Origin of the sequence: Bacillus sp. BHET2 (assembly GCF_005938125.1) — a bacterium.
GTDB lineage: Bacteria > Bacillota > Bacilli > Bacillales > Bacillaceae_B > Rossellomorea.
Genome location: NZ_VCQN01000002.1, coordinates 198,320 through 222,541 on the forward strand (window position 1 = coordinate 198,320; position 24,222 = coordinate 222,541).

The window sequence follows — 24,222 nt, forward strand, 5'->3', positions numbered from 1 at the left end:
TCAGTCCCTTATTTCAGTATATCACAAAGTATATACGTTTATTAGAAATGGTAAACGAATTAGTATTGCATTAATGTCATAATATCATAATTCAGAAGCTTGTCGCGGCCGTCAAGGTACGTTAACTCGATTAAGAATGCTGTACCAGCGACAATCCCACCCAATTCTTCTACAAGCTTGATTGTTGCTTCGATCGTTCCACCAGTAGCAAGTAAGTCATCTGTAATCAATACACGTTGACCAGGCTTGATTGCATCTTTATGGATCGTTAGAGCATCTTTACCATACTCCAAACCATATTCCTTCTGGATCGTTTCACGTGGTAATTTACCTGGTTTACGAACAGGGGCAAAGCCTACACCCAATGCATAAGCGACCGGGCATCCGATGATGAATCCTCGTGCTTCAGGTCCTACAACAAGGTCAATCTGTTTCTTATTTGCATATTCTACGATTTGGTCTGTAGCATATCTATAAGCATCACCATTATCCATTAATGTAGTGATGTCTTTAAACTTAATACCTTCTTTTGGCCAATCCTCAACGATTGTAATATATTGTTTTAAGTCCATGCTTTTACTTCCTCCTCAATTGTAACAGACTCTTCTATCCTTTCATTAAACCAAGCCTTCAACTCTTGATAGGAAGAATATAACAATTCGTTTTCAAGCTCGTATTGTTGTTGTTTCTTCTGATATGTTTGAGATTCAGAAAGATCTTTCTTGGTTTTCTCAGGATTAAGAGAAATAAATCCATTCACTATTGTAACAAACTTCAAATCAAAAAACACCTGTGACATGAAATCAATTGTTTCTTTTGACCAGCCTTTATATTTGGCCAGGTCATCACCGTGCTTATTCAGATCAAATGATCCCCTTTTTGTTAAAAATCCATAATACCATTTAAAGTGATCTCGGTTTGGCATCGTACTGAAGAAATGATCTTCTTCCTGGAAGAAATGAACATAAATACGATGCGGACGCCCTCTCTTCAAGAGCCCTCCAAGTAAAGGTTTGGAGGTCGGCAGATCCAGAAGTACAAGGCTTGTTCCATCTGTCTGGAGTCCTTCCAGGCACGAGCTATCCTCAAGGAGAATGACTTCTTCCTTTGAAATATTTAGCTTGTCTAAAGTGGCTGGGTTAAAGCAAATAAGGTTCTTATTTTCTTTCGGGATGAGCTCATTCCATTTGTTGAATTGTTTGATCCCCCGAACATCGAATAATTGCCATTGATCAATTTTCATATCTTGCAGAAATACTTGGGGCTTTTTCCGATTATTCCATTCGTTTATGGACAACTCCCCAATCACAGATATATTAGCGAAAGGAGTCATATGATCGGCTAGCTCCCCCAGTCCAAAACCTACACCATCTAATTGCACTCCATTGTCCTTTAGTACAAGCTTCAAATGATTTTGTGAAGAGCCGATTTTTTTGTAATGCTCGATGCTAACATTGTCTATGATCCACTTCGGTTTCGGATTCTTCATACCAAATGGGGCCATGAGCTGAAGTTTTTCAATCGACTCTACAGTGATTTCTCCCACTGTTACAGGAGCATCAAGCTGCGTAACCGGGATGAAATCCTCTTCTGTCAATTCCGTCTCCGCAAGCTCATTCAATCTGCTTCTGAACTGAGCTACATCGTCTAATTGTAAAGTCATTCCTGCAGCCATTGGATGCCCTCCAAAATGGGGAAGGATATCTCGACAGGTTGATAGATTTTTAAATAAATCAAAACCTACGATACTTCTCGCTGATCCTTTTGCAGTCCCTTTTTCAGAGTCAAAGCTAAGTACAATAGTTGGACGATAGAACTTATCAACGAGTCGTGATGCGACTATCCCTACCACTCCCGGATTCCAGCCCTCTTTCCCAATTACGAGTACGCTGTTATCCTCGAGGGGAAAATCCTTTTCCACCATTTCAATCGCTTCCTCAGTCATCTGGGAAACAATTGCTTGTCTTTCCTTATTTAACGCGTCTATTTCTTCAGCCAGAGCCTTTGCTGCCTCACCATCTTCTGTGAGCATAAGGTCTACGGCAGGATCTGCATCTCCCAGGCGCCCGACAGCATTGATGCGGGGAGCAATCATGAAGCCAACTGTTTCTTCGGTTATTTCATGCTGCGTGGCATTTGCAATTTTGCATAATGCTTTTATACCTAACCGGTTGGTGATACGGAGCTCTGCAAGTCCCTTCTTAGCCAATAGACGATTCTCTCCTCTTAAGGGAACAAGATCCGCAATGGTTCCGATTGCCGCAAGATCAAGTAAATGGGTAGGCAGTTCTCCATATAGGGCGTGAGCCAGTTTAAATGCCACCCCTACCCCTGCCAAGTCTCCAAATGGATAGGACGTACCCTCGACCTTTGGATGCAGCAACGCATACGTTTCAGGTAACTCCGGACCAGGTTCATGGTGATCGGTGATGATCAAGTCAATCCCAAGCTCTTTCGCAAGTCTTGCTTCGTTTACGGCTGATATTCCTGTATCGACTGTAATGATGAGTGTGAAACCTTCATCGTTAGCCCAGCGAAATGCACCTTCATTCGGACCGTACCCCTCACTGAACCGGTTTGGAATATAGAACTCCACCTCTGCACCAAGATCCTTAAGGACCGTCATCAAAACAGATGTACTGCTGACACCATCAGCATCGTAGTCACCATAGACGAGAATTCTTTCTCCGTTCTCAATGGCTTTATGGATTCTTTCAGTTACCTTTTTCATATCTTCAAATAAAAATGGATCGTGAAATGAATCTCCTGTATCAAATAAAAAATTCCGAGCTTCTTCTACATCGTCCAAGCCTCGGTTAATCAATAATTTTGCCACAAGTGCAGGCACTTTAAGTTCATCTGCTAATTCTTCTATTTTATGTTCATCTGATTCTGTCAATATCCAACGTGTTTTCGAGTTTAACATACGTTCACCCCTCAGCCTTACTCATTATACAAAAATGATGGGGTTGTTTCAATCTTATTGGATGGGTCTTTCATAGAAGAAAAAAGTTGATGAAAACCGTAAATTGAAAAATGTCCCCCCTTTTGAACCTTGCAAAAGAGGGGACATCTGTTATTCTGCTTGATTTCGATGAAAGAGGGGATGTCCGATTTTTTTCCTAGGAGGTTGCTAAAACAAAAAAAGCATGGTGACAAAAAGCCACCATACTTGATTATTCGCCTGTTTCTCCCACTGAGTCAGTGGCTCGTTTTTTTAATGGAACATCTTCAACCTTCTCTTTATGCATCCCCTCTGCCTGTTCCTTCAAGAGCAGATTTTCTTTTTCGAGAGATTTGACCTTACGCTGGACGACGAATAGTCGAAACAATCCGACCGATCCCACAATGATGCCACCCATTAATACTGATCCCAGGATAACTAAAATAAGAGGCCAGTCAGATTCGCCGAATAAATAATTGACGGTGACCGGATCGACATTAATGACAGCGAAAATCGATACGACTAACGCAAAGAATATTCCTAATAATAGAGTCCATTGAAATTTCACAGGATTTCCCTCCCTTTAAGTTAAGTCTATTGAACCATCCTTTTTTTCAGAAGCAGGATTGTATGGATTAATGTGAACAAACACATCATTCACATTGGATTCTTCAAGAAGCTTCTCTTTGACTTGCTTTCCGACACGATGGCCTTCTTCAACCGTTATGAATGGATCGACACTGATCTTTAAATCAATGATGACATAGTGCCCATGTTCCCTGGCATGCAGTTCATTGATTTCTTTCACTTCAGGCACCGACTCCACAATCTTTCGGAAGGGAAATACATCCTCTTCATGCATAACGTGGTCAAGGGTTGTATGTATAGATTCAGATCCCAAATGCCAGGCCATCTTGAGGACCAGGAGTGACACTAAGATCCCTGCTACCGGATCCGCGTATACAAGAAAGCCAACATCAAACTTCCCTCCAAGGATAGAAGCCGAGATTCCGAACAGTGCAGCAATCGAGGAAAACACATCCGAACGATGCTCGTATGCATTTACAATCAATGCATCACTCTTTATTCTTTTACCCAATCGATATTTATATTGAAACATCGCTTCTTTTACAATAATAGAAAAGATGACGGCATATATCGCAATAGCAGTTGGAGGAGTCAGTGGATGAAAAAAGGATTCAATCGATGATTTCCCAATTTCAATCCCAACTAAGAATAAGAGAACCGCTACAATGATGGCGGCTATGGATTCAGCCTTCCCATGCCCATATGGATGGTCTTGATCCGGAGGCTGCTTTGCAGCACGTAATCCGATAAAGACGGCAAGAGAGCCTGCTACGTCCGATGCAGAGTGGACGGCGTCAGCAATCAATGCCCTACTATTCCCTAAGATACCGGCTCCCCATTTAATAATTGCCAGTACAATATTGCCTATGATGCCAATCATGGCTGCAAACTCTGCTTTTTTAAAGCGATCTTCATGATTCAATCAAAGCGCCTCCTTTCTCCACCTATTATTGTAACCCAATGCCGTAAAAAAACAAAAAGACAGGTCCAGGGAAAATATCCTCCCCGGACCCGATTATGATTATACTTGCGGTTCGTCAGACCATGTTTTCTTTTCTTTTACAGTTTTGATTGTTCCATTTTTCTTCAGTTCTTTTTTCTTCATCACCAGCCATACTTGAGAAGCAATGAATACGGAAGAATAAGTACCTGAAATCAATCCGACTAATAGAGCAATGGAGAAGTTGCGAATGGATTCACTACCAAAGATCATTAAGGCGATAACTGTGATCACCACGGTTAATACCGTATTAACCGAACGGCCCATTGTTTGTCTGATACTTTGGTTCACAACATCTTCAATATCTTTATCCGTTTTCAAGCGGCGCTTCTTATGCAAGTTTTCCCTTAGCCTGTCGAAGGTGACAATCGTATCATTTATCGAATAACCGACAATCGTCAAGACGGCTGCAATGAAGGTGATATCAACTTCCAGTCTTGTTAAGCTGAAGAACGCAATGATAAAGAATGCATCATGCATGAGAGCAAGAATTGCTCCGACAGCCATTCGCCATTCAAATCGGAACGTAACATAAATAATGATCCCAATCGAAGCTATCGCCACAGCTTTCATGGCGTTCAGGGCAAGTTCCTTCCCAATGACAGGAGAAACGGTACTGATACTCGGCTCTGCTCCATAAAGCTTGTTAAAGTGATCCTTTAACTTAGCAATGTCGTCCTTGTTTAAGTCATCAGTATAGCGAACCACGGCAATATTTTCTTTGTCCCCTGAAATGACTACATCTTCAGAAGGCAACTTCATTTCCTTTAGTTCATCTTGGACTTCCTCAGTCTTCAAACTCTGATCAGCCAGGATTTCCATACGTGAACCACTGACAAAGTCGATCCCCAGATTCAGTCTGAAGATGGCCAGAATGATAATACCCGCTGTGATCAGTACAGCTGAAAGCGTGAAGAACTTCTTACGTTGTGCAGCAAAATCAAAGCGGTCGAATCGAGTCGGCAGATCCAGTGTATCGTAATTCTCCGCCAAATCTTTGATTTCTGTTTGCTTGACACCAAACCAGCCCGGCATTTTATTAAAGATGCGGCTGTTTACCCAAAGGCCGAGTAATAGGCGTGAACCCCATACCGCTGTGATGAAACTTGTAAGGATACTGATGATCAGCATCGTTGCAAATCCTCTAACCGAACTTGTTCCATAGAAGAATAGAACTGCAGCTGCAAGCATCGTTGTCACGTTCGCATCAAGGATCGTTAAGAATGAAGATTTATTTCCTGCCTGGAATGCAGAACGTATCGGTTTTCCGACCCGCATTTCTTCTTTGATCCGTTCATAGGTAATGATATTCGCATCGACGGCCATTCCGACCCCGAGGATAAGTGCTGCGATCCCAGGGAGTGTCAGGACCCCATTCATCAGTTCGAATACTAATAGAATTAAGTAAATGTAAACAGATAGTGTAATCGTTGCGATTAATCCAGGGAAGCGGTAGTACGCAATCATGAATAAGAAAATGATGGCGATCCCGATGATTCCCGCAGTGACTGTTTTATCTAGTGCCTGCTGACCAAATTGTGCTCCCACAGAGGTTGAGTATTTCTCCTCTAGTTTGACTGGAAGTGCCCCTGCATTCAGTAAGGACGCCAGATTCTGGGCACGCTCCACTGTGAAATTCCCTTCAATGATGACTTCATCTGAATTAATCGGTTTATTAACCGCTGGGTCAGATAAAAATTTCGGGTCTTTCTTTCCCGCTTCGGCTTGATAAGAATCTTTTCCTTCCTCGAAATCCAACCAGATCACCAGTTGATTCTGAGGAGCCATTGCATAAATATCTTTCGTTAGTTCATAAAATTTCGAGCGATCTTTTAATTTCAATGAAACAATCGGATTGTTCTTGTTGTCAAACGTCTGCTTCGCAGAACCGGATGCAAGATCCGATCCGTCCAGACGGATTTTATCGTTTACGTCGCGGAACGTAAGATTTGCTTGAGTGGAAAGAATTTCTCTTGCCTGGTTCTGGTCTTCCACCCCAGCAAGTTGAACACGGATTCGGTTTCCGTCTTCAATTTGGATATTAGGTTCACTTACACCCAATACGTTAATACGCTTGTCCAATGCATCGGCTGTATTGGCAACAGTTTCTTTTGTGACTTCCCCGTCTTTTTTAAGCGGTTGAACTTCGTAAAGAACTTCAAACCCACCTTGCAGGTCCAACCCTAATTTAATATTATCAATAATACTCTTCGTTGTTCCTCCCATAGTACCTGCAAGTAATACCACAAGTATAAAGAAGGCAATTATTCGGCCACGCTTTACCATTATGTATAGATCCTCCTTGCCGTTTTAAAAACCATACGAACTATGTGCTTAAAAAAGTAATATAATTCCTGAAACCTTCAACATTATCATTATCTACGAGAACGAAAAGAGTGTCAATTTCTTTTCCGGGCTATTTTCCATTCTTATTGGGATGGAGAAGTTCATTCAACTCTTCCTCATTCACCTCTGCAAACCAATTTGGAGACCTGTATGCTTCCATTGTTTCAAAGCTCATATACTCTCCAGGCTTGACCGTTAACACATCACTCACTAACTGAAAGAATTTTGCATCTGTTTCTGGTTTCTTCCATTTCTTCTTCGTTAAGTATGACCAAAGACGGTCAACGTCTGCTTTTCCATAGCCAAGAATATCAAATTCTTCTACTTTACTTACAAGCGCAGGTACTAACGATTCATAAAAACGGTCATAAGGATGCTGATTATTCTTCATTCCTCGGTCACCCCATCTGAGCTATATTTAGCCGGAATTGTTCACTACTTGTCATGCTTTGTCCACCCTTGTGCATATACATCATTGTATACGATAATACCAATTTTGAGAAGGCAGGGAATTTTATGTCAAAATTTCTTAAAGGCACCATGATTTTAATGATGGCAGCCTTTATAACTAGAATATTAGGGTTCGTAAACCGGATCGTCGTCGCCAGATTTATCGGTGAAGAAGGCGTCGGTCTGTTTATGATGGCATTCCCTACCCTTATACTCGTCATCACGATCACTCAACTCGGCCTCCCTGTGGCGATCTCAAAGAATGTAGCGGAAGCTGAATCCAAAGGGGATACCCGGAAAGTAAAAAAAATATTGGTGGTCTCTTTATCCATTACCATGGGTCTTTCCATCATTTTCACTCCGGCTCTCATTCTTCTTGCACCATATTTAACAGACGTATTATTCACTGACGACCGGATTTATTATCCACTGGTTGCCATCGCTCCGATCATACCGATCGTTGCGGTTTCTTCTGTCATCAGAGGGTATTTCCAAGGCAGACAGAACATGAAGCCTTCCGCCTATTCTCAAGTGATCGAGCAAGTGGTCCGGATTACCCTCATTGCTTTATTGACCAAAACGTTCCTTCCGTACGGAATCGAATATGCAGCGGCAGCAGCCATGGTGGCTTCTGTGTTAGGTGAACTCGCGTCTCTACTCTATCTGTTCGCAAGCTTTAAAATAAGGAAAAAGTTTAAGGTCAGACGTAATTTCTTCAAGTCGATTCGAAACGGAAGGGAAACGTTTAATGAACTGATGAGCGTTGCCTTACCTGCAACCGGTAGCCGGATGATAGGTTCCATCGCTTGGTTTTTTGAGCCGATTGTGGTGGCCCATAGTCTTGCACTGGCAGGAGTGGCCGCATCGATGGCAACGAAACAATATGGATCCTTGACAGGATACGCCCTCCCTCTTTTGTTCTTACCATCCTTTGTTACCCTTTCATTATCTCAATCACTTGTACCAGCTATAAGCGAAGCTAACTCTCACAAAAATTTCTTTTTGATTGAACATAGGCTTCAGCAGGCTCTCAGGTTCTGCTTGATCACAGGGGGGATCTCAGTCGTCATCCTCTATATTTATGCCAAACCCCTCATGCTAGTCATGTACGGAAGTGAGAACGGGGCAAGCTTCTTGATGATCATGGCTCCCTTCTTTTTATTTTATTATTATCAGGGGCCGCTTCAAGCGGTTTTACAGGCCTTGAATCTGGCTAGGGCCGCCATGATCAATAGCTTAATCGGTGCAGTGGTGAAGACTGGGGTCATATTCGTCCTTGCTTCTCAACCGTCATTCGGTATCAATGGTGCAGCATTAGGAATTGTGACAGGATTTATGCTCGTAACACTCCTTCACCTACTAACCATTCTTAAACATATCCCAATGACAATCTACGCCTGGGATTACGCAAAGACTATCTTTGTCCTATTGGTAACGGGTTTATGGGGACACTACTCATATCTTTATCTATTTTCAAGCGAACATTCTATCTTCCGTTTGCTATTTGGAGTTACATCTTCCACGATTGTGTATGTCGCTCTCTCAATAGCCTTCAAATTGATTGTAAAAAGTGACCTCGCCCGAATTCCATTCATTCGGCGATTCATCATACTATAATTTCACATCAGGAAAAAACTCCTCAATGGGACGTTGAGGAGTTTTTTATGTACTAATGATTTTTTTCATCAATATAAAATTCCCCGTTTTGAAAGCTGCAGAAAGAGATCTCTTTCAAATCCTTAAATCCCCGATCCCTTAATTCCTTCCGTAACCAGAAAGCTGTTTTCCCAATCATATCCAGATGGGTGGTTTGAACCTGTCCATCCAACACTAACGGTAGCGTCAATGAATGGGGTGTATCTTTGTCTTTCTTAATCACAGATAGTTTGCCAGAGGGCTCTAATATGGCGAATTCAACATCTGCCAGATTAAAGATATCCTTTTCTCTTAATTGTAGCAGTAAATCATCATAATTATATCGCTGTTTCTTCATCACATTATCATCAATTTTGCCGTTATGAATAATAACCGAAGGCTTTCCATCCAATAGCTCCCGGAATGATTTCGATCTCAGGGAAAACCATGCAAACAGGACTTGAATGAGGACGATGACCCCCATGGGCAATACTGTATGTATGATAGGGTCATTGGGTTGTTCAATGGCCATGACCGCCATTTCAGCGATCATCATGAATACGACCAAATCTAATATGCTTAATTCCCCGATTTCTCTTTTTCCCATAATCCTGAAGATAAAGATAATTAAAACGTATAGAAAAAGAGTGCGAATAATAATAATAAACGATTCCTCCACTACTTTTCCCTCCTGTACACATGTCATTATATAGTATCAACAGAAGGGGAAAATAAATCGGAGGAATAATTATCCACCCATAAAGGGTCTGATGTATTTGAAATAGACATAAATAGTGGAAACAGCAAGGGAAATGATAGTGACCGGGACTCCAATCAGTAAATAGTGATAAAACTTAATATGTACATTCTCCTTAGAGGCAAGCCCTGCAATGACGAGATTTGAAGAAGATCCAAGTAAAGTACCATTCCCACCCAGGCAGGCGCCGAGAGCCAATGACCACCATAAAGGATCCATATTAACCATACCGAACTCACCAAATTCCTGTATGACAGGAATCATAGCTGCAACAAACGGGATATTATCGACAACTGCTGATAATATGCCTGTTCCCCACAAGATGACAAATGCCGTTTTCTTCATATCCCCATCGGTTGCCCTCAGAATTTCCCGAGCAATCTCATCAATGAATCCAGCCTCTTCAATCCCACCGACAAGAAGGAATAATCCCATAAAGAAAAACAGCGTCCCCCATTCCACCTCTCTTAAAATCTTCTCAGGTGGATAAATTTTCTCTAGAAGCAGCATGAGCAGAACTGCTCCAGCCAAGGAAACCGTGGTCACATCGAGGTGAAAGATTGGATACACGGAAAAGCCCACTAACACTAACGCAAGTACAAACATGGACTGGAACAACCCTCTGTTTTTCTGCAAATACTCTTTAGGGTTGATTCCTTTCAGAAGTAGCTTCCTGTCTTCCTTTACATGTAGTACTTCCTTATACAGAACACACATGATTAACAGCGTCACTACATATACCATCAAAACAACAGGTAATAAATTTTCAAGAAAGGCATTGAACGTAAAGTGCTTGACTGCCTGACCGATCATCATATTCGGTGGATCGCCAATCAGGGTTGCAGTCCCCCCTATATTACAAGAAAGGATCGTCATAATGAGAAAGGGAATGGGTGGCAGTTCAAGGATCCTTGTCAGTTTAAACAAAATCGGCACCAATAACATAGCGATCGTCACATTGGCCAAAAATGCAGACCCAAGAGCCGCAAGAGTAGAAAAAAGGACAAGAAGAGCCAGTCCATTCCCGTTCACCAACTGTGCGATGAGGATGGCAATATACTCGAATACACCCGTCTTACTCGTTATCGTTACGATGAGCATCATGGAAAACAATAAGGTGATGGTTTTCCAATCAATATACGTAAACAGGGCCTTCTCAATTGGAAAAGCCCCAATTAATAGCATGGCGACTCCTCCGGTCATGGCAGCCAATACCCGATTCCACTTCTCTGTCATCAACAGGATATATACAGAAACGAACACGATTAATACAATCATCGGAGACATAGTCACAGCTCCTCCTTCTCCAGGAAGTTTCATACTAGTCTATGAGGCTTGACCAGAGAAAATTTCTAGTCTTTTTCTTGTGGAGGGTGAATATGCTTGTACTAATACGGAATAAAATTCATTAGGATAGAAGGGGGATGACCGCCATCGAAGCAAAAAAAATGGGTGGTGCCGTACTTTACGGAGCAACCACCATATTTGTCATAGCGATTATCGCAAGCCTATTATTCTCTTTACTGCTCCGGTTTACTAATCTTACGGAAAACTCAATCACGTTATTTGTTACGATCATTTCATTTCTTTCTTTATTCATCGGGGGATTTATGTCTGGTGGGAAAGGAAAGACTAAAGGATGGGTGCTGGGAGGCTCGACAGGTCTTATTTACACCCTGGTCATATTCTTATTTCAATACTTGGGGTATGATAGTCTATTTTCAGTGGAACAGCTCATCTACCACGGCTGCTACATCCTCACAGCCATGATGGGCGGTATTCTTGGTGTGAACATGAGTGGAGGTACAAGAGGAAATTAGCCTACTCTAAACAAAAAAGAGGGTCCCTCCCAAAGTGCCAAGGCACATTGAGGAGGAACCCTTTCTTTATTATACTTGTTCAGCTTTAACAACTTCTCTGATCGAATTACGATCATATGTAAGACGGCTGCCGTCACCACATAGAATGACTATTTTACCTTCTTCAATGGCATCGATTGATCCATGTAAGCCACCGATTGTGATGATTCTATCACCCTTCGCAAGCTCATTTTGCATTTTAGAGATCGTTTTTTGACGCTTTTGCTGAGGACGAATCAGTAAAAAGTAAAACAGTACGAACATTAATATCAAAGGTAGAATTGTTCCTAAACTTCCCATTCTTTTTCCCCTCCTTTCAAATGTTTATTTATAGCATGGCTTTTAGAAGTTTTTCGCATCAGGTCGGTTGAAGCCGTACTGCTCGAAAAAGTCTTCTTTAAAGTCTCCTAGACGATCTTCACGAATCGCTTGTCTGACTTGTTCCATCAATTTTAACAGAAAATGAAGATTATGATAAGTCGTAAGGCGAATTCCGAACGTTTCGTCACATTTAATCAAATGGCGAATATACGCCCGGCTATAATTTTTACACGTATAGCAATCACAATTTTCATCGATCGGTCTGAAATCCCTTGCAAATTCAGCTTTTTTCACGACTAATCGTCCTTCACTTGTCATGAGAGTACCGTTGCGGGCAATCCGGGTAGGCAGTACACAATCAAACATGTCAATTCCACGAATAGAACCGTCGATAAGTGAGTCAGGAGATCCAACCCCCATTAAGTAGCGAGGTTTATCCGATGGCAGATGAGGCGTTGTAAAGTCTAGTACGCGGTTCATGACATCCTTCGGTTCACCTACAGAGAGTCCTCCGATAGCATATCCAGGGAAATCCATCGATACAAGATCACGAGCACTTTGTTTCCGCAGCTCTTCATACTCCCCACCTTGGACAATCCCGAATAATCCTTGATCCTGTGGTCGCTGGTGAGCTTCCAAACAACGCTCTGCCCATCGTGACGTCCGTTCCACAGAACTCTTCATATACTCATATTCCGCAGGATACGGCGGGCATTCATCAAAGGCCATCATGATATCAGAACCAAGTGCATTTTGAATATCCATCGCTTTCTCTGGACTCAGGAAAAGCTTATCACCATTCAGATGATGGCGGAAATGCACACCCTCTTCTTCAATCTGGCGGAGTTTACTTAAACTGAAGACTTGGAAGCCACCAGAATCAGTGAGAATAGCCCTGTCCCAGTTCATAAATTTATGAAGACCGCCAGCTTCTCTAATAATCTCATGACCAGGACGCAGCCATAAATGATAAGTATTGCTAAGGATGATCCCTGAATCCATTGATTTCAAGTCCTCTGGAGACATTGTTTTCACTGTGGCCATGGTTCCAACAGGCATAAAGGCAGGGGTTTCAAATGAACCATGTGGTGTATGGACCCGGCCAAGCCTTGCCCCGGTTTGTTTACATGTTTTAATTAATTCGTATCTAATTGCAGTCAACGTGCGAATTCTCCTTCCAATTACATGGGGTTTACATAGGTTATTTCAGCAAATCTCTATTTAATAAACATCGCGTCGCCAAAACTGAAGAAACGGTATTTTTCTTTGACGGCTGTTTCATAGGCATGCATGACGTTTTCTTGACCGGCAAACGCGCTGACCAGCATGATCAGGGTCGATTTCGGTAAATGAAAATTCGTTATCAAGCCATCAATCCCTTTAAACTCATATCCAGGATAAATGAATATATTGGTCCAGCCATTCTCCTCTATGAAGCTCCCGTGCTTAGTAGCAATGGTTTCAAGAGTTCGGGTCGATGTTGTTCCCACCGTAATAATCCGTCCTCCATTTGCTTTCACCTCGTTTAGAAGGCGGGCGGTCCCCTCAGATACTTGATAGAACTCGGCATGCATATCGTGATCCTCAATCGTATCAACTGACACAGGTCTGAACGTTCCCAACCCTACATGAAGCGTGATAAATGCAATATGTACACCCTTCGCTCTCAGTTCATCCAACAGTTCTTCCGTAAAGTGAAGGCCAGCTGTCGGTGCGGCTGCCGAACCTCTTTCCCGGGCAAATACCGTTTGATAGCGGTCCTGTTCTTCCAACCGTTCACGAATGTATGGAGGAAGTGGCATCTCACCCAGATCATCCAGAACCTCATAGAAGATCCCTTCATACTGAAATTCAAGGATTCTCCCACCATGTTCTTTTAGACCCACACAGGTTGCTTTTAATTGACCGTCACCGAACACAATCTCCGTTCCCACACGAATCCGTTTGGCAGGTTTCACAAGGGTCTCCCACCTGTCTCCGTCCTCCTGCTTCAACAATAGCACTTCAATGTTGGCACCCGTATCTTCTTTTTGTCCAAAAAGACGGGCAGGTAGTACTCTCGTGTCATTTAATACGAGGCAATCCCCTTTTTGAAGGTAATCAACGATATGCTTAAAGTGGCGATGGTCCATGGACCCATCTTCTTTATCTAACACCATTAATCTACTTTCAGAGCGATTTTCCAGAGGAGTCTGGGCAATCAATTCTTCCGGTAAATGAAAATCAAAATCTTCTACTTTCACAGTATGTCACCTAGCTTATTAAAATCTCACTCATGAGTCCTATTTAAATCGTCCAATAATATAAAAGACAACCGAAAGTATAACACTTAACAGGATAGAAGTCATAAGTGGAAAATAAAATGTTGTATTTTCTTTTTTTACGATGATATCCCCAGGAAGCTTACCTATTTTAATAAATTGCATAAGGAAACCAATGATAAGAATGATTCCACCAATAATCATCAATAATTTAGGCAACCCCGTCACTTGTTCGGCACCTCCAATTGAAAATGTTCGTACACGAGATGAGTCACAATCCTACCTCTAGGTGTCCGTTGGATGAATCCAATTTGCAAAAGGAAAGGCTCGTATACATCTTCAATTGTATGGGACTCTTCACCGATGCTTGCTGCAATGGTATCGAGTCCAACAGGTCCGCCACGGAAGCGCTCAATGATCCCTTTCAGTAGCTTATGATCGATATGATCAAGACCCAGCTTATCCACTTGAAGAAGCTCTAGTGCTTCCCGAGAAAGAGTGGTGGTAATATCACCATTCCCTTTCACTTGGGCAAAATCCCTTACACGTCGTAATAAGCGATTGGCAATCCGCGGGGTTCCCCTGGAGCGTCGGGCCAATTCTTCAGACGCAGTTGCTTCGATTGCTGTGTTTAAGATCGTAGCCGTCCGCTGAACAATTTCATTTAATTGCTCCTCATTATAATATTCCAAACGGCATAAAACACCAAATCGATCGCGCAGCGGGGCAGAGAGTGCACCTGCACGAGTCGTGGCCCCCACCAATGTGAAAGGAGGGAGATCTAAACGAACAGAACGTGCACTGGGGCCATTCCCAATGACAATATCTAAACAAAAGTCTTCCATTGCAGGATACAGAACCTCTTCAATGGCTCGAGGCAAACGGTGGATCTCATCGATGAACAACACATCACCAGGCTCAAGTGCCGTCAGCACTGCAGCTAAATCCCCGGGTCTCTCGATGGCTGGTCCACTCGTTGTGCGCATGTTCACGCCCATTTCATTTGCAATGACAGCCGCAAGGGTCGTTTTACCCAATCCTGGTGGACCGTAAAGGAGGACATGATCGAGGGTTTCTTGTCGCATCTTTGCCGCTTCAATGAAAACCTCCAGATTATTCTTCACTTTATCTTGCCCAATATATTGTTTTATTGTCTGTGGACGCAAGGAATATTCAAAGGAATCCTCATTTATTTCTGATTCACTTGATACGATTCTTTCTTCCAAATAGATCTCCCCCTTTCGAAGAATCCACTTATTTCAATAGAAGCTGAAGAGCTTTCCTGATGATTTCGTCAGACGTAAGGCCTTCCCCTTTTAGCTTAGGAGTGATTTTCTTGATTTCCCGTTCAGAATACCCCAACGCTTTGAGGGCCAGAATCGCTTCATCAAATGCATCATCTTTCCCACCTGAAACATCTCTTTCCTCAGGATCCGAGAATAAATTCGGAAAATAATCTGGCACTACATCCTGCAGCTTCCCTTTTAAATCAAGGATCATCTGACGAGCCGTCTTCTTACCCACACCTGGAAACTTCGTTAAGAAGCTCTCATTCTCTTCTTCAATGGCTGTAATTACCTGCTGAGGGGCACCAGACGCCAAAATCGCCAAAGCCCCCTTGGGACCAATCCCGGAAACATTTAATAGTTTCATAAAGAGTAACTTCTCTTCGATTGCCAGGAACCCGTAAAGGGCTATAAGGTCTTCCCTCACATGTTGATATGTAAAAATCTGAATCTCTTGATTTTGATACTTTGAATAAACAAACGGGTTCGCGGTATATAGTTGATACCCGATTCCATTATTCTCCACAACGACATACTCGGGACCCACTTGACTAACCGTCCCTCTTATATATTCATACATTCCATTCGCTCCCTATGTGCTCACATGATCACTATTTTATCTAACGTCCGTCATGCTTCTCTAAAAAGTCATATAAAACCTATTGTATCATATCACTATTTAAAATGGAGGGAAAGATAGGCCGAAATCAAACACTTGTTCTAAGTTTACCGGATTCCAGAAAGGCTTGGGGAGGGGAACGAAGATGATAAAAAAAACCAGTAGCTTACCTACTGGTTTCTCACTCTTATTTAGGAACAGAATAAGCTTTATATTGTTCGAGAACCTCTTCATATTCTTGCTTGGATTTAATCGGGATGCCGTTGACTAAATCATCATGCCGTTTACTTTCAAGCTTTTCAACATCGATTTGGAAGAAGGATTGAATGATCTCAGCCTGCCCAGGTTTGCCATTAAAAATGGAGAGGACGCCATTATCAGATATACCAAAGTATCCATTGGTCTTCAAGAGAGGAGAAATATCATCTACTTGTTTTTGGAACACAACTTGATCCTCCGTCATATCCATCAATTGCCACTCTTCATAGGCTGCCCAGAAGTCTTCCATGCTCCAAATCGTTTCCTGTACGATTTCCTCACTTACTTCACCATCAAGATATACTCTCTCCAGTATGACCGTGATCGTGTGGGCGGATGCGACCTCAGCAGGCGTTTCATTCAACTCAAGAAGAGAGCTCCCATCCGCCGCCTGTTTCTCTTCTGTATAAAAGAACGTGAAGTAAAAAGCACCGATTAACAACATCACCATAAACACGATTCGAACCTTCATCGTCATCGTGATCACCTCGAACTTTATTTATGTAACACTCTATCCACTAGTCTTGCCAAACCCTGTTAAGAATATCCACTCTTCGGTTTTTTTTAGGGACGGACCTTACGAATGCTCATCTGAATCAGTTGTGCACATACATTCAGAAGAAAAAAAAGACTACTAAAGAGATCACTCTCTATTAGTAGTCGATCCTTGCTATTGATTGATTCGGTTCTTAACTGACTTAAACATATCGTGTATGTCGAAGTTAATTCCTTCTCTAGGGCCGCCGTCACGCAAATCATTATCGATGTTTCTCACCCGGCTAAACGTTCCTTCATCCGTCACCACCGAAACCGTTCTTCCATGGAGGTAAGGCTTTACAGCTTTTTTCACTCGGGCTTTCGTTTCCTCGATTTTGCTATGATCGTCAAGCTCTACGGCAATGAGGACATCCGAACCATAAGCTACTGCGCGAACGTCACTGACGTTCTCAACCTTACCTGTCACATCTCCTATTTTCTCAGCTAAATCCCCTTCATAAGCTGTGTAATAGGATCTTCTCGCTTGTCGCGTATTATCGTCCAGATGACCGTGATAATTTGCATCCCCATGGCTTGCTCGACCATCTTGAGCTAAGAAATTCTCATCATAACCAGCAAGTGGACTTGAAGGGTTTTGAGAATTTCCGCTTTCATCCTTGACTTGAAGGAATTTGCGTTTCTTATTTCGGATATCCTGCCCCTCTTTTCCAACAGAATGATCATACATTTCAGTCAGAGGTCCGTCCCTCTCATCCCGTTTATCTCCACCATGGCCTTCGTTTGAGTAGTACCCAAGAGGCTCATAGGAGTTTGTATAACGATCTTGTGCTTTTTCACCACTATTACATGCTGTAAGACCCAGCGTCATGACGGCTGTTAATGGGACCATGAATAATCGTTTATTCAATGGTGATTCCTCCTTCAACCCAATACTTGAGCATATTCTCTGCTCACCATTAGGTTGTGAAAGGAGACACCCTTTCATTCAATCAATGTTTGGATTGATCTCCTACAATTGGGTATTGATTCGCTTCACTTCTCCATGAAGCTCTTGATTGAATTGCATGCGCTCTGGAAATTGTTGAATCGTTACATTCATTAAATAGCCCCATACCCGCTGTTTATAATATTGATCTTCACGAATAAACCGATTCCATTCCCTGAATACATCTGTCGGATACATCAATCCAAGGTAAAAAATAAGCTGATCTTCATAAGAATGAAATGCTTCTATACCCTTGATCTTAGAGAGGGACCAATTCATATGAGGTAAAATGCGGTTACAATATTGGAGATCATCGGTCATTTCAGTTGAAAGAGACATTAAATCAAAGTCAATCATATACACGACTCCATTTTTTCCCCTTAAAAAATTATGGTGCGCTACATCTCCATGGGTAATACATTTTCCAGGTTCAAAAACCCCGATCGACTTTAATTCCTTCAATGCCCACTTTCCCCATTCTAAATAAGTATACAAATAATAAGGTTGAATGAATGCTTGCAAGTAGGGAAGATTATATTGAAACTGCATCATCCGTTTTTTCCATTTTTTCAACCATTTGTACTGTGGTACCTCTTCAGTCCATGATTGATGAATGTTTTTGGAGACAGAATGAAATTTCTTCAATACATGCAATGCATCTCTCCGATCTTTTGGTTGATCATAGCTTATAGGGCTCGACGTTTCTAACCAGGTGGTAATACCAATCGGAGATCCTTCAAACAGTAACATTTCATTTTCGTGGATAGGATGAAATGGAAGGACATGGTGGAAATTCTCTCTTAACAAGCTTGAAATCAAACGTTCCTGCAGCATGAACTTCAATTGATTGGGGAATCGTTTCACAAACCATTTTCGCCCATTGGTTTTCAACACCCACTTCCCTTCTTTAATCCGTTTCAAGGATGCTCCGGAATCCTGTAACTTCATTTGCAAATAAGAAAGGAGACGATATGAATAATCGTCCCCTCGTGCAAGCATGTTATCCTTCAAAGTCGTCATCATTAAAATTCGGCATTGCAAATGCTCTTGGACCAAACATTCCTTGAGGTCCCATTTGCATTCCCTGACCTTGAGGTCCCATTGGCATCCCTTGACCACCTTGTGGACCCATCGGCATTCCCATTCCCTGCCCTTGAGGTCCCATCGGCATTCCTTGACCAGGCATTCCTTGACCAGGCATTCCTTGGCCCATCATTCCCGGTCCAAAGCCATAGGGGTTTTGCTGCATTCCTTGGGGCATTTGTTGTTGCATTTGCTGCTGCATCATTGGATGATGCATTGGGCCGTACCCTTGAGGACCACCGCATCCACAGTCACCCTGATCGCTTGCTCCCATTACATTTGATGGTTGACCCATCGGCATTTGTGCTCCCATTACGTTTGACGGCTGCCCCATCGGCATTTGGTGTCCGTTCATCATAGGAGGAGACTCTTCTGACATAGCTCCCTGCACTTGACCTCCTGGACCCATCGGATATCCTCCATGGAATCCAGGTCCCGGCATGACAGGAGAGACCGGATAGCAATTTTGAGGGTACATCATTGGCTGTTGTGGCATTTGAGCAGTTGGGTAATCTTCATCGGAAGCACCCATTACTCCAGATGGCTGACCCATCGGTTGTTGCATTGGTTGCTGCATGTGCATCGGCATCTGCATCGGTTGTTGCATCGGCTGCTGCATGTGCATCGGCATCTGCATCGGCTGTTGCATCGGCATCTGTCCATTTGGCATGTAAGGCATAACAGACGAAGATTCTTCATCATATCCCATTTGATGCATCATTGGCATGTTCTGCATTCCAGGCATCGATTGAGCACCTTGAACCTGATTCCCAGGTCCCATAGGCATTCCCTGCTGCCCCATTGGCATTCCTTGACCCATAGGCATTCCTTGACCCATAGGCATTCCTTGGCCCATTGGCATTCCATACCCTGCTCCCGGATGCATCCCTCCATGTGGTGGGCAGAAACCTGGTCCTGGCATAACTGGTGATACAGGTACGCAATTATTCGGGTTATTATACATAGGCTGGGTATTCCCTCCTTGTGGTTGTGATGGCATTTGTAAGCTTTCTTCCTCTTGAACACCTTTTACGGCTTCCTGCTTCGGTTTTGGCATTGGCTTAGGCTGTTCTTTTGCTTTCGGAAGTACATTGGTAGGTTTAGGCGGCGATTTTGGTTTTGGCTTCGCTTGCTGTTTTGGCTGTTGCACTTGCATGTTCGCCATATTCATCATGTAGTAGTTGTTTATATCTATTTCCGGGACTACTGGTTGAGGCATTTTTGGCGCGAATGGCTTTTGAGCTTCTTTTGGCTTTTCTTTCTTTGGTTCTTGTACTGGCATGGCCATAGGCTTCTGCTCTTTGAACGGATGCTCAGCTTTAGGCATCTCCTTCTTAGGCATTTCCTTGGATCCGTATTTGATTTGAGTCTCTTTTTTTACGGAACCGCCTGTAGTCGGCACTTTAATCTTCATTCCCGGCATAATCATATCCGGGTTTGAAAGCTGGGCATTCATTTGTTTTAATTCTTCGAAATTCACGCCATACTTCTTGGCGATTTTCCAAAGAGTATCTCCTTTTTGAACAATATGGATTTTCACTCTTTTTCCCTCCTCAGGCATAAGTCTATATATCCTATGACAAGATAGGCAAATTGCTATTCATCTACATAAAAACTTATGAGATAGCAAAAAAAAATATACCGTCTCGAGGCTCGAGACGATATATTTCAGCTTGATTATTTTACTATTTATATGCATTATGCACGGGTTAACATGCGCTCTAAAGCGAAAATCGCATTCTTTGAAACTTCTTTCTCCACTTTAATGATATTCTCAGGATTTCCTTCCAAAATATTCTCCAGTGACCATAACAGATGGGGCAAATCAATGCGATTCATCGTTAAGCATGGGCACATATATGGATTCAGTGAAACTATCGTCTTATCAGGATGTCGATGAATCAGTCTCTTCACAAGATTCATTTCTGTGCCGATTGCCCAGGCTGATCCTTGAGGAGATTGCTCAATCGTTTCAATAATAAATTTCGTACTTCCATTTAAATCAGATTTCTCCACTACTTCACGACGACATTCAGGATGTACAATGATCTTCATGTCAGGATGATTCTTACGTATATCTTCTGTATTCTTCACAGTGAAATTTTCGTGAACGGAACAGTGCCCTTTCCACAAAATCACCTTCACTTCATCTATTTCCCCATCGTAGACGAGCTCGTTTAAGAGCGGATCCCACACAGCCATTTCACTTAAGGAAACACCGAGATCAGCTGCCGTGTTACGGCCTAAATGCTGATCAGGCAAGAAAAGTATACGTGGCTTTTCTCCCAATGCCCATTCAACCATCTTATGGGCATTTGAAGACGTCACTGTGGCTCCCCCATTCATACCGACAAAGCTTTTGATGGCGGCAGTGGAATTGACATAGGTGAGAGGAATGATCGTGTCTCCGAACATTTCCATCAATTTGGTCCATGCCTTTTCTGTTTGATAAATATCAGCCATATCGGCCATGGAGCACCCAGCCCTCATATCGGGTAGGATCACGGATTGATCTTCATCAGTTAGTATATCAGCCGTTTCAGCCATAAAGTGAACCCCGCAAAACACAATATAATCTGCTTCTTTATTCTCTGCGGAAATTTGTGCAAGTTGAAGGGAGTCACCAACCGCATCAGCGAATTGAATCACTTCGTCTTTTTGATAATGATGCCCTGGGATAAAAAGCTTCTTTCCTAACCGGAGTTTGATCTCCCTCACTCTATTTTCCATTTCTTCTATCGAGAGACTTGTGATCGATGATGGTAAAATGCCCGTTTCTTTCGTTAATTCTTCAAGTAATCCCATGTTCATACCCCTTTCCTGATTCCTACCCGCGCGCTAATATCAAGTGATTTCACAGAATGTGTCAAGTATCCCAGGGAAATATAATGGACCCCTGTTGCTGCATACTCATTCAGATGTTCCCTCGTAATTCCTCCTGATGCTTCCGTCATGATATGAGGAGGGACAAGCGAGATCCACTCCTGAATCGAACGGGGGCTGCAGTTATCGAACATAATGACATCAGCCCCGCTTTCAATCGCTTCTATTAATTGATCCTTCGTTTCAATCTCCACTTCCACTTTCACCATATGACCGATTTGACTTTTCACCCGCTTGACAGCTTCCGTGATCGATCCTGAAAATGAAATGTGATTGTCCTTTAACATGACCGCATCATAAAGACCATTTCTATGGTTGAATCCTCCACCGGTCCTTACAGCATATTTCTCAAGCATCCTTAGGCCAGGTGTTGTTTTCCTGGTATCACATATCCGGACTCCACTGCCTTTCACCTGTTCAACTGCCCGGTACGTTTCAGTGGCGATGCCGCTCATTCTTTGGATCAGATTGAGAACCACACGTTCCGCTTGAAGGAGGTCTGCCATCGGACCTCTGATTTCAGCAATTCGTTGTCCGCTCTCCACCACTTCACCATCATCTGCAAGTACCTGAACGATAATCGAAGGATTGAAGAGAAGAAACCCGATCTCAATCACATCTCTCCCACAAAAAATCCCCCTCTCCTTCATCAGAAAGGAAAAGGATCCTTCATCGCCTTTCGTGAACAGGACCTGTGAAGATAGATCTCCATCTCCTAGGTCTTCACGATAATACTCTTCAAGCATAGATTTTAGTTTCATTTTGTTCATCATATTCCACCTTCAATCGCCCTTCATTGTTTTGTAAAACCAGTTTTCTCTTGAGCCATTTATCATTATCTTCCTGTGGGAAATCAGCACGGATATGCCCTCCTCTGCTTTCTGTCCTAACGATAGCGGACTCGGTGACAAGCAGACTGACGATCCACAAGAAATAGATGTGAATCTCTTCACGTGAGTTAAAATCGATATGCTCCTGAAATGTTAGTGGCTGTTGTCTTAACCATTTCAAATGTGTGATCATTCCTTCTTCCTCACGGATAATCCCAACATGATGGATCATTCTTTCCTTAAGCTCTTCAGACTGAAATGGAACGTGCAGAGGTTCTCCACCTTTAATCTGACCAAACGCAGGTGAAAAATGGAGGGCCTGGTTAACCCCATTTTGATTAAGGAATGCCCCAAGCCGTTCCCCATATACTAACCCTTCCAATAATGAGTTACTCGCCAGTCGGTTTGCTCCGTGAATGCCACTGCACGCAACCTCTCCAATCGCATATAGGCCGGGAATATTAGTTCTCCCTACAGAATCGGTTAAAATTCCTCCCATGATAAAGTGACATCCCGGGGCAACAGGGATCATCCCGTCTTCAATTGGCACACCATGCTTTATGCATAGACTGGTTATCGAAGGGAACTTTGTCTGAAAATCTTCAATTCTACTAATATCCAAGTACACGTTTCTTCCCTTCTGCCTCTCTTTAAATATGCATTCAGCCACAATATGCCGGGGGGCAAGTTCCAAGAAAGGATCGACTCCGTCCATAATCCTTTCTCCCCTATCGTTCAAGAGATGAGCCCCTTCCCCTCTTACCGCCTCTGAAATAAGACCGCACGTTTTCCCGTTCATCCAGAGCAAGGTTGGATGAAACTGAATGAACTCCATATCTGACAGCTTTGCCCCGGCAAGAAAGGCAAGAGCCATACCATCTCCCGTAACCGCTGGATGATTGGATGTAGCCGGGTACAATCCGCCGATTCCTCCTGTCGCCAACACAACATGGGGAGCATAATAGTAGCGGATAGCATCGCTCTTATCCTTCGTTTTCACACCACAGCAATAGCCCGAATCATCTTTTACAAGCTCGTAGGCCATTTCACCTGTAATGAATTCGACCTTTTTTTCTGAAAGGGTTTCGAGTAAGTGTTTTATGACATACTTTCCGGTCTGATCCCCACCACAATGTACGATACGATGTTCACTGTGGGCACCCTCCATCCCAAGTGAAAGACCTCCATCTCTTTCACGATCAAAGGGTGCTCCTTCATTAACCAGGGATTCTACGATTCTTTTTCCATCCAATATGAGTTCGGTCACACGATTTGCATCCCCGTGGTAGCGTCCTGCTTCCAATGTATCTTCAGAATGAGCTTGAACAGTATCCTTAAATCCCAACGGAGCCGCAATCCCTCCTTGGGCCAGGTAAGAGTTGCCGCTTTCGATTTCTTCCTTTGTGATAATCATCACATAAAATTGATCTTGAAGTTGTCGCGCCAATTGTAAAGCGGCAATGCCACTTCCAATGATGATAATATCGGTTTTTTTCATCAAAAACCCTCCTGATTATTTACAGGTGTCTTGACACATATATTTACACATCTTTAAACTAATGACAAGAGTTTTTTACTGGACTCATATATTCAGACTATTAATTCAAAAAGGCAGGTTA

The 24,222-nt window shown here is 42.8% G+C and carries 23 protein-coding genes; 2 read left to right on the forward strand and 21 right to left on the reverse strand.

Features of this window, described 5'->3' with window-relative positions:
- Positions 1 to 59 precede the first annotated feature (59 nt).
- The 6 genes from FGG79_RS10660 to FGG79_RS10685 all read right to left on the reverse strand — a co-directional run bounded on the left by FGG79_RS10660 (position 60) and on the right by FGG79_RS10685 (position 7,269).
- Entirely contained in the window at positions 60 to 572 is a 513-nt protein-coding gene (locus tag FGG79_RS10660; protein WP_138778103.1) for an adenine phosphoribosyltransferase, read from the reverse strand.
- A complete protein-coding gene (gene recJ, locus FGG79_RS10665) occupies positions 563 to 2,926 on the reverse strand; it encodes a single-stranded-DNA-specific exonuclease RecJ (protein ID WP_138778105.1) in 2,364 nt (787 codons plus the stop codon). Before recJ ends, FGG79_RS10660 begins: the two co-directional genes overlap by 10 nt.
- Before the next feature lie 250 nt (positions 2,927 to 3,176).
- Positions 3,177 to 3,512 (reverse strand): LapA family protein, encoded by a 336-nt coding sequence (locus FGG79_RS10670; RefSeq protein WP_138778107.1) that lies wholly within the window; start codon positions 3,510 to 3,512, stop codon positions 3,177 to 3,179.
- A gap of 15 nt (positions 3,513 to 3,527) precedes the next feature.
- Positions 3,528 to 4,412: a cation diffusion facilitator family transporter gene (locus tag FGG79_RS10675; protein ID WP_171050912.1), complete on the reverse strand. Its 885-nt coding sequence runs from the start codon at positions 4,410 to 4,412 to the stop codon at positions 3,528 to 3,530.
- Between the two features lie 141 nt (positions 4,413 to 4,553).
- Positions 4,554 to 6,818 carry a protein translocase subunit SecDF gene (gene secDF, locus FGG79_RS10680; RefSeq protein ID WP_138778111.1) on the reverse strand — a complete coding sequence of 755 codons (2,265 nt, stop codon included), beginning with the start codon at positions 6,816 to 6,818 and terminating at the stop codon, positions 4,554 to 4,556.
- 130 nt (positions 6,819 to 6,948) lie between these two features.
- Entirely contained in the window at positions 6,949 to 7,269 is a 321-nt protein-coding gene (locus tag FGG79_RS10685; RefSeq protein WP_138778113.1) for a post-transcriptional regulator, read from the reverse strand.
- A 125-nt stretch (positions 7,270 to 7,394) separates the two neighbouring features.
- On the opposite strand from FGG79_RS10685, the gene spoVB reads away from it, so the two are divergent.
- Entirely contained in the window at positions 7,395 to 8,945 is a 1,551-nt protein-coding gene (gene spoVB, locus FGG79_RS10690) for a stage V sporulation protein B (protein WP_138778115.1), read from the forward strand.
- 52 nt (positions 8,946 to 8,997) lie between these two features.
- Here spoVB and FGG79_RS10695 read toward each other — a convergent pair whose 3' ends face one another.
- Positions 8,998 to 9,642 carry a DUF421 domain-containing protein gene (locus FGG79_RS10695; RefSeq protein ID WP_240794253.1) on the reverse strand — a complete coding sequence of 215 codons (645 nt, stop codon included), beginning with the start codon at positions 9,640 to 9,642 and terminating at the stop codon, positions 8,998 to 9,000.
- A 69-nt stretch (positions 9,643 to 9,711) separates the two neighbouring features.
- Positions 9,712 to 11,007: an ArsB/NhaD family transporter gene (locus FGG79_RS10700; RefSeq protein WP_138778119.1), complete on the reverse strand. Its 1,296-nt coding sequence runs from the start codon at positions 11,005 to 11,007 to the stop codon at positions 9,712 to 9,714.
- Between the two features lie 137 nt (positions 11,008 to 11,144).
- On the opposite strand from FGG79_RS10700, the gene FGG79_RS10705 reads away from it, so the two are divergent.
- Positions 11,145 to 11,540: a TIGR04086 family membrane protein gene (locus FGG79_RS10705; RefSeq protein WP_240794254.1), complete on the forward strand. Its 396-nt coding sequence runs from the start codon at positions 11,145 to 11,147 to the stop codon at positions 11,538 to 11,540.
- A 69-nt stretch (positions 11,541 to 11,609) separates the two neighbouring features.
- Here FGG79_RS10705 and yajC read toward each other — a convergent pair whose 3' ends face one another.
- The 13 genes from yajC to nadB form a co-directional block, all read right to left on the reverse strand.
- A complete protein-coding gene (gene yajC / locus FGG79_RS10710) occupies positions 11,610 to 11,879 on the reverse strand; it encodes a preprotein translocase subunit YajC (RefSeq protein ID WP_138778121.1) in 270 nt (89 codons plus the stop codon).
- Between the two features lie 42 nt (positions 11,880 to 11,921).
- Complete coding sequence (gene tgt, locus FGG79_RS10715; RefSeq protein WP_138778123.1) at positions 11,922 to 13,061, reverse strand: tRNA guanosine(34) transglycosylase Tgt; 1,140 nt, start codon at positions 13,059 to 13,061, stop codon at positions 11,922 to 11,924.
- Between the two features lie 56 nt (positions 13,062 to 13,117).
- Complete coding sequence (gene queA, locus FGG79_RS10720) at positions 13,118 to 14,143, reverse strand: tRNA preQ1(34) S-adenosylmethionine ribosyltransferase-isomerase QueA (RefSeq protein WP_138778125.1); 1,026 nt, start codon at positions 14,141 to 14,143, stop codon at positions 13,118 to 13,120.
- Positions 14,144 to 14,182: 39 nt separating this feature from the next.
- A complete protein-coding gene (locus FGG79_RS10725; RefSeq protein ID WP_138778127.1) occupies positions 14,183 to 14,389 on the reverse strand; it encodes a DUF2905 domain-containing protein in 207 nt (68 codons plus the stop codon).
- Positions 14,386 to 15,387, reverse strand: coding sequence for a Holliday junction branch migration DNA helicase RuvB (gene ruvB, locus FGG79_RS10730; protein ID WP_138778129.1), 1,002 nt, complete (start codon positions 15,385 to 15,387; stop codon positions 14,386 to 14,388). Before ruvB ends, FGG79_RS10725 begins: the two co-directional genes overlap by 4 nt.
- A 28-nt stretch (positions 15,388 to 15,415) precedes the next feature.
- Positions 15,416 to 16,027, reverse strand: a complete 612-nt coding sequence (ruvA, locus tag FGG79_RS10735; protein WP_138778131.1) for a Holliday junction branch migration protein RuvA — start codon at positions 16,025 to 16,027, stop codon at positions 15,416 to 15,418.
- A gap of 226 nt (positions 16,028 to 16,253) precedes the next feature.
- Entirely contained in the window at positions 16,254 to 16,802 is a 549-nt protein-coding gene (locus tag FGG79_RS10740) for an intercompartmental signaling factor BofC (protein WP_138778133.1), read from the reverse strand.
- Positions 16,803 to 16,994: 192 nt separating this feature from the next.
- On the reverse strand, positions 16,995 to 17,729 hold the full coding sequence (locus FGG79_RS10745; RefSeq protein ID WP_138778135.1) for a YhcN/YlaJ family sporulation lipoprotein: 735 nt from the start codon (positions 17,727 to 17,729) through the stop codon (positions 16,995 to 16,997).
- A 102-nt stretch (positions 17,730 to 17,831) separates the two neighbouring features.
- Positions 17,832 to 18,806: a phosphotransferase gene (locus FGG79_RS10750; protein ID WP_171050893.1), complete on the reverse strand. Its 975-nt coding sequence runs from the start codon at positions 18,804 to 18,806 to the stop codon at positions 17,832 to 17,834.
- A gap of 1 nt (position 18,807) precedes the next feature.
- On the reverse strand, positions 18,808 to 20,430 hold the full coding sequence (gene safA, locus FGG79_RS22025; protein ID WP_205688826.1) for a SafA/ExsA family spore coat assembly protein: 1,623 nt from the start codon (positions 20,428 to 20,430) through the stop codon (positions 18,808 to 18,810).
- A 158-nt stretch (positions 20,431 to 20,588) separates the two neighbouring features.
- A complete protein-coding gene (gene nadA / locus FGG79_RS10760; RefSeq protein WP_138778139.1) occupies positions 20,589 to 21,695 on the reverse strand; it encodes a quinolinate synthase NadA in 1,107 nt (368 codons plus the stop codon).
- A 2-nt stretch (positions 21,696 to 21,697) separates the two neighbouring features.
- Positions 21,698 to 22,543, reverse strand: a complete 846-nt coding sequence (gene nadC / locus FGG79_RS10765) for a carboxylating nicotinate-nucleotide diphosphorylase (protein WP_138778142.1) — start codon at positions 22,541 to 22,543, stop codon at positions 21,698 to 21,700.
- A complete protein-coding gene (gene nadB, locus FGG79_RS10770) occupies positions 22,512 to 24,101 on the reverse strand; it encodes an L-aspartate oxidase (protein WP_138778144.1) in 1,590 nt (529 codons plus the stop codon). The genes nadC and nadB overlap by 32 nt, the downstream gene beginning before the upstream one ends.
- Positions 24,102 to 24,222: the final 121 nt, after the last annotated feature.

Coding starts and splice junctions, on each gene's coding strand:
- spoVB (WP_138778115.1), top strand. CDS start 7,395: ATGTCAAAATTTCTTAAAGGCACCATGATTTTAATGATGGCAGCCTTT.
- FGG79_RS10705 (WP_240794254.1), top strand. CDS start 11,145: ATGACCGCCATCGAAGCAAAAAAAATGGGTGGTGCCGTACTTTACGGA.
- yajC (WP_138778121.1), bottom strand. CDS start 11,879: ATGGGAAGTTTAGGAACAATTCTACCTTTGATATTAATGTTCGTACTG.
- FGG79_RS10660 (WP_138778103.1), bottom strand. CDS start 572: ATGGACTTAAAACAATATATTACAATCGTTGAGGATTGGCCAAAAGAA.
- ruvA (WP_138778131.1), bottom strand. CDS start 16,027: ATGTATGAATATATAAGAGGGACGGTTAGTCAAGTGGGTCCCGAGTAT.
- nadC (WP_138778142.1), bottom strand. CDS start 22,543: ATGAACAAAATGAAACTAAAATCTATGCTTGAAGAGTATTATCGTGAA.
- FGG79_RS10685 (WP_138778113.1), bottom strand. CDS start 7,269: ATGAAGAATAATCAGCATCCTTATGACCGTTTTTATGAATCGTTAGTA.
- secDF (WP_138778111.1), bottom strand. CDS start 6,818: ATGGTAAAGCGTGGCCGAATAATTGCCTTCTTTATACTTGTGGTATTA.
- FGG79_RS10750 (WP_171050893.1), bottom strand. CDS start 18,806: ATGCTTGCACGAGGGGACGATTATTCATATCGTCTCCTTTCTTATTTG.
- nadA (WP_138778139.1), bottom strand. CDS start 21,695: ATGGGATTACTTGAAGAATTAACGAAAGAAACGGGCATTTTACCATCA.
- FGG79_RS10675 (WP_171050912.1), bottom strand. CDS start 4,412: ATGATTGGCATCATAGGCAATATTGTACTGGCAATTATTAAATGGGGA.
- nadB (WP_138778144.1), bottom strand. CDS start 24,101: ATGAAAAAAACCGATATTATCATCATTGGAAGTGGCATTGCCGCTTTA.
- FGG79_RS10740 (WP_138778133.1), bottom strand. CDS start 16,802: ATGACGATGAAGGTTCGAATCGTGTTTATGGTGATGTTGTTAATCGGT.
- recJ (WP_138778105.1), bottom strand. CDS start 2,926: ATGTTAAACTCGAAAACACGTTGGATATTGACAGAATCAGATGAACAT.
- FGG79_RS10700 (WP_138778119.1), bottom strand. CDS start 11,007: ATGTCTCCGATGATTGTATTAATCGTGTTCGTTTCTGTATATATCCTG.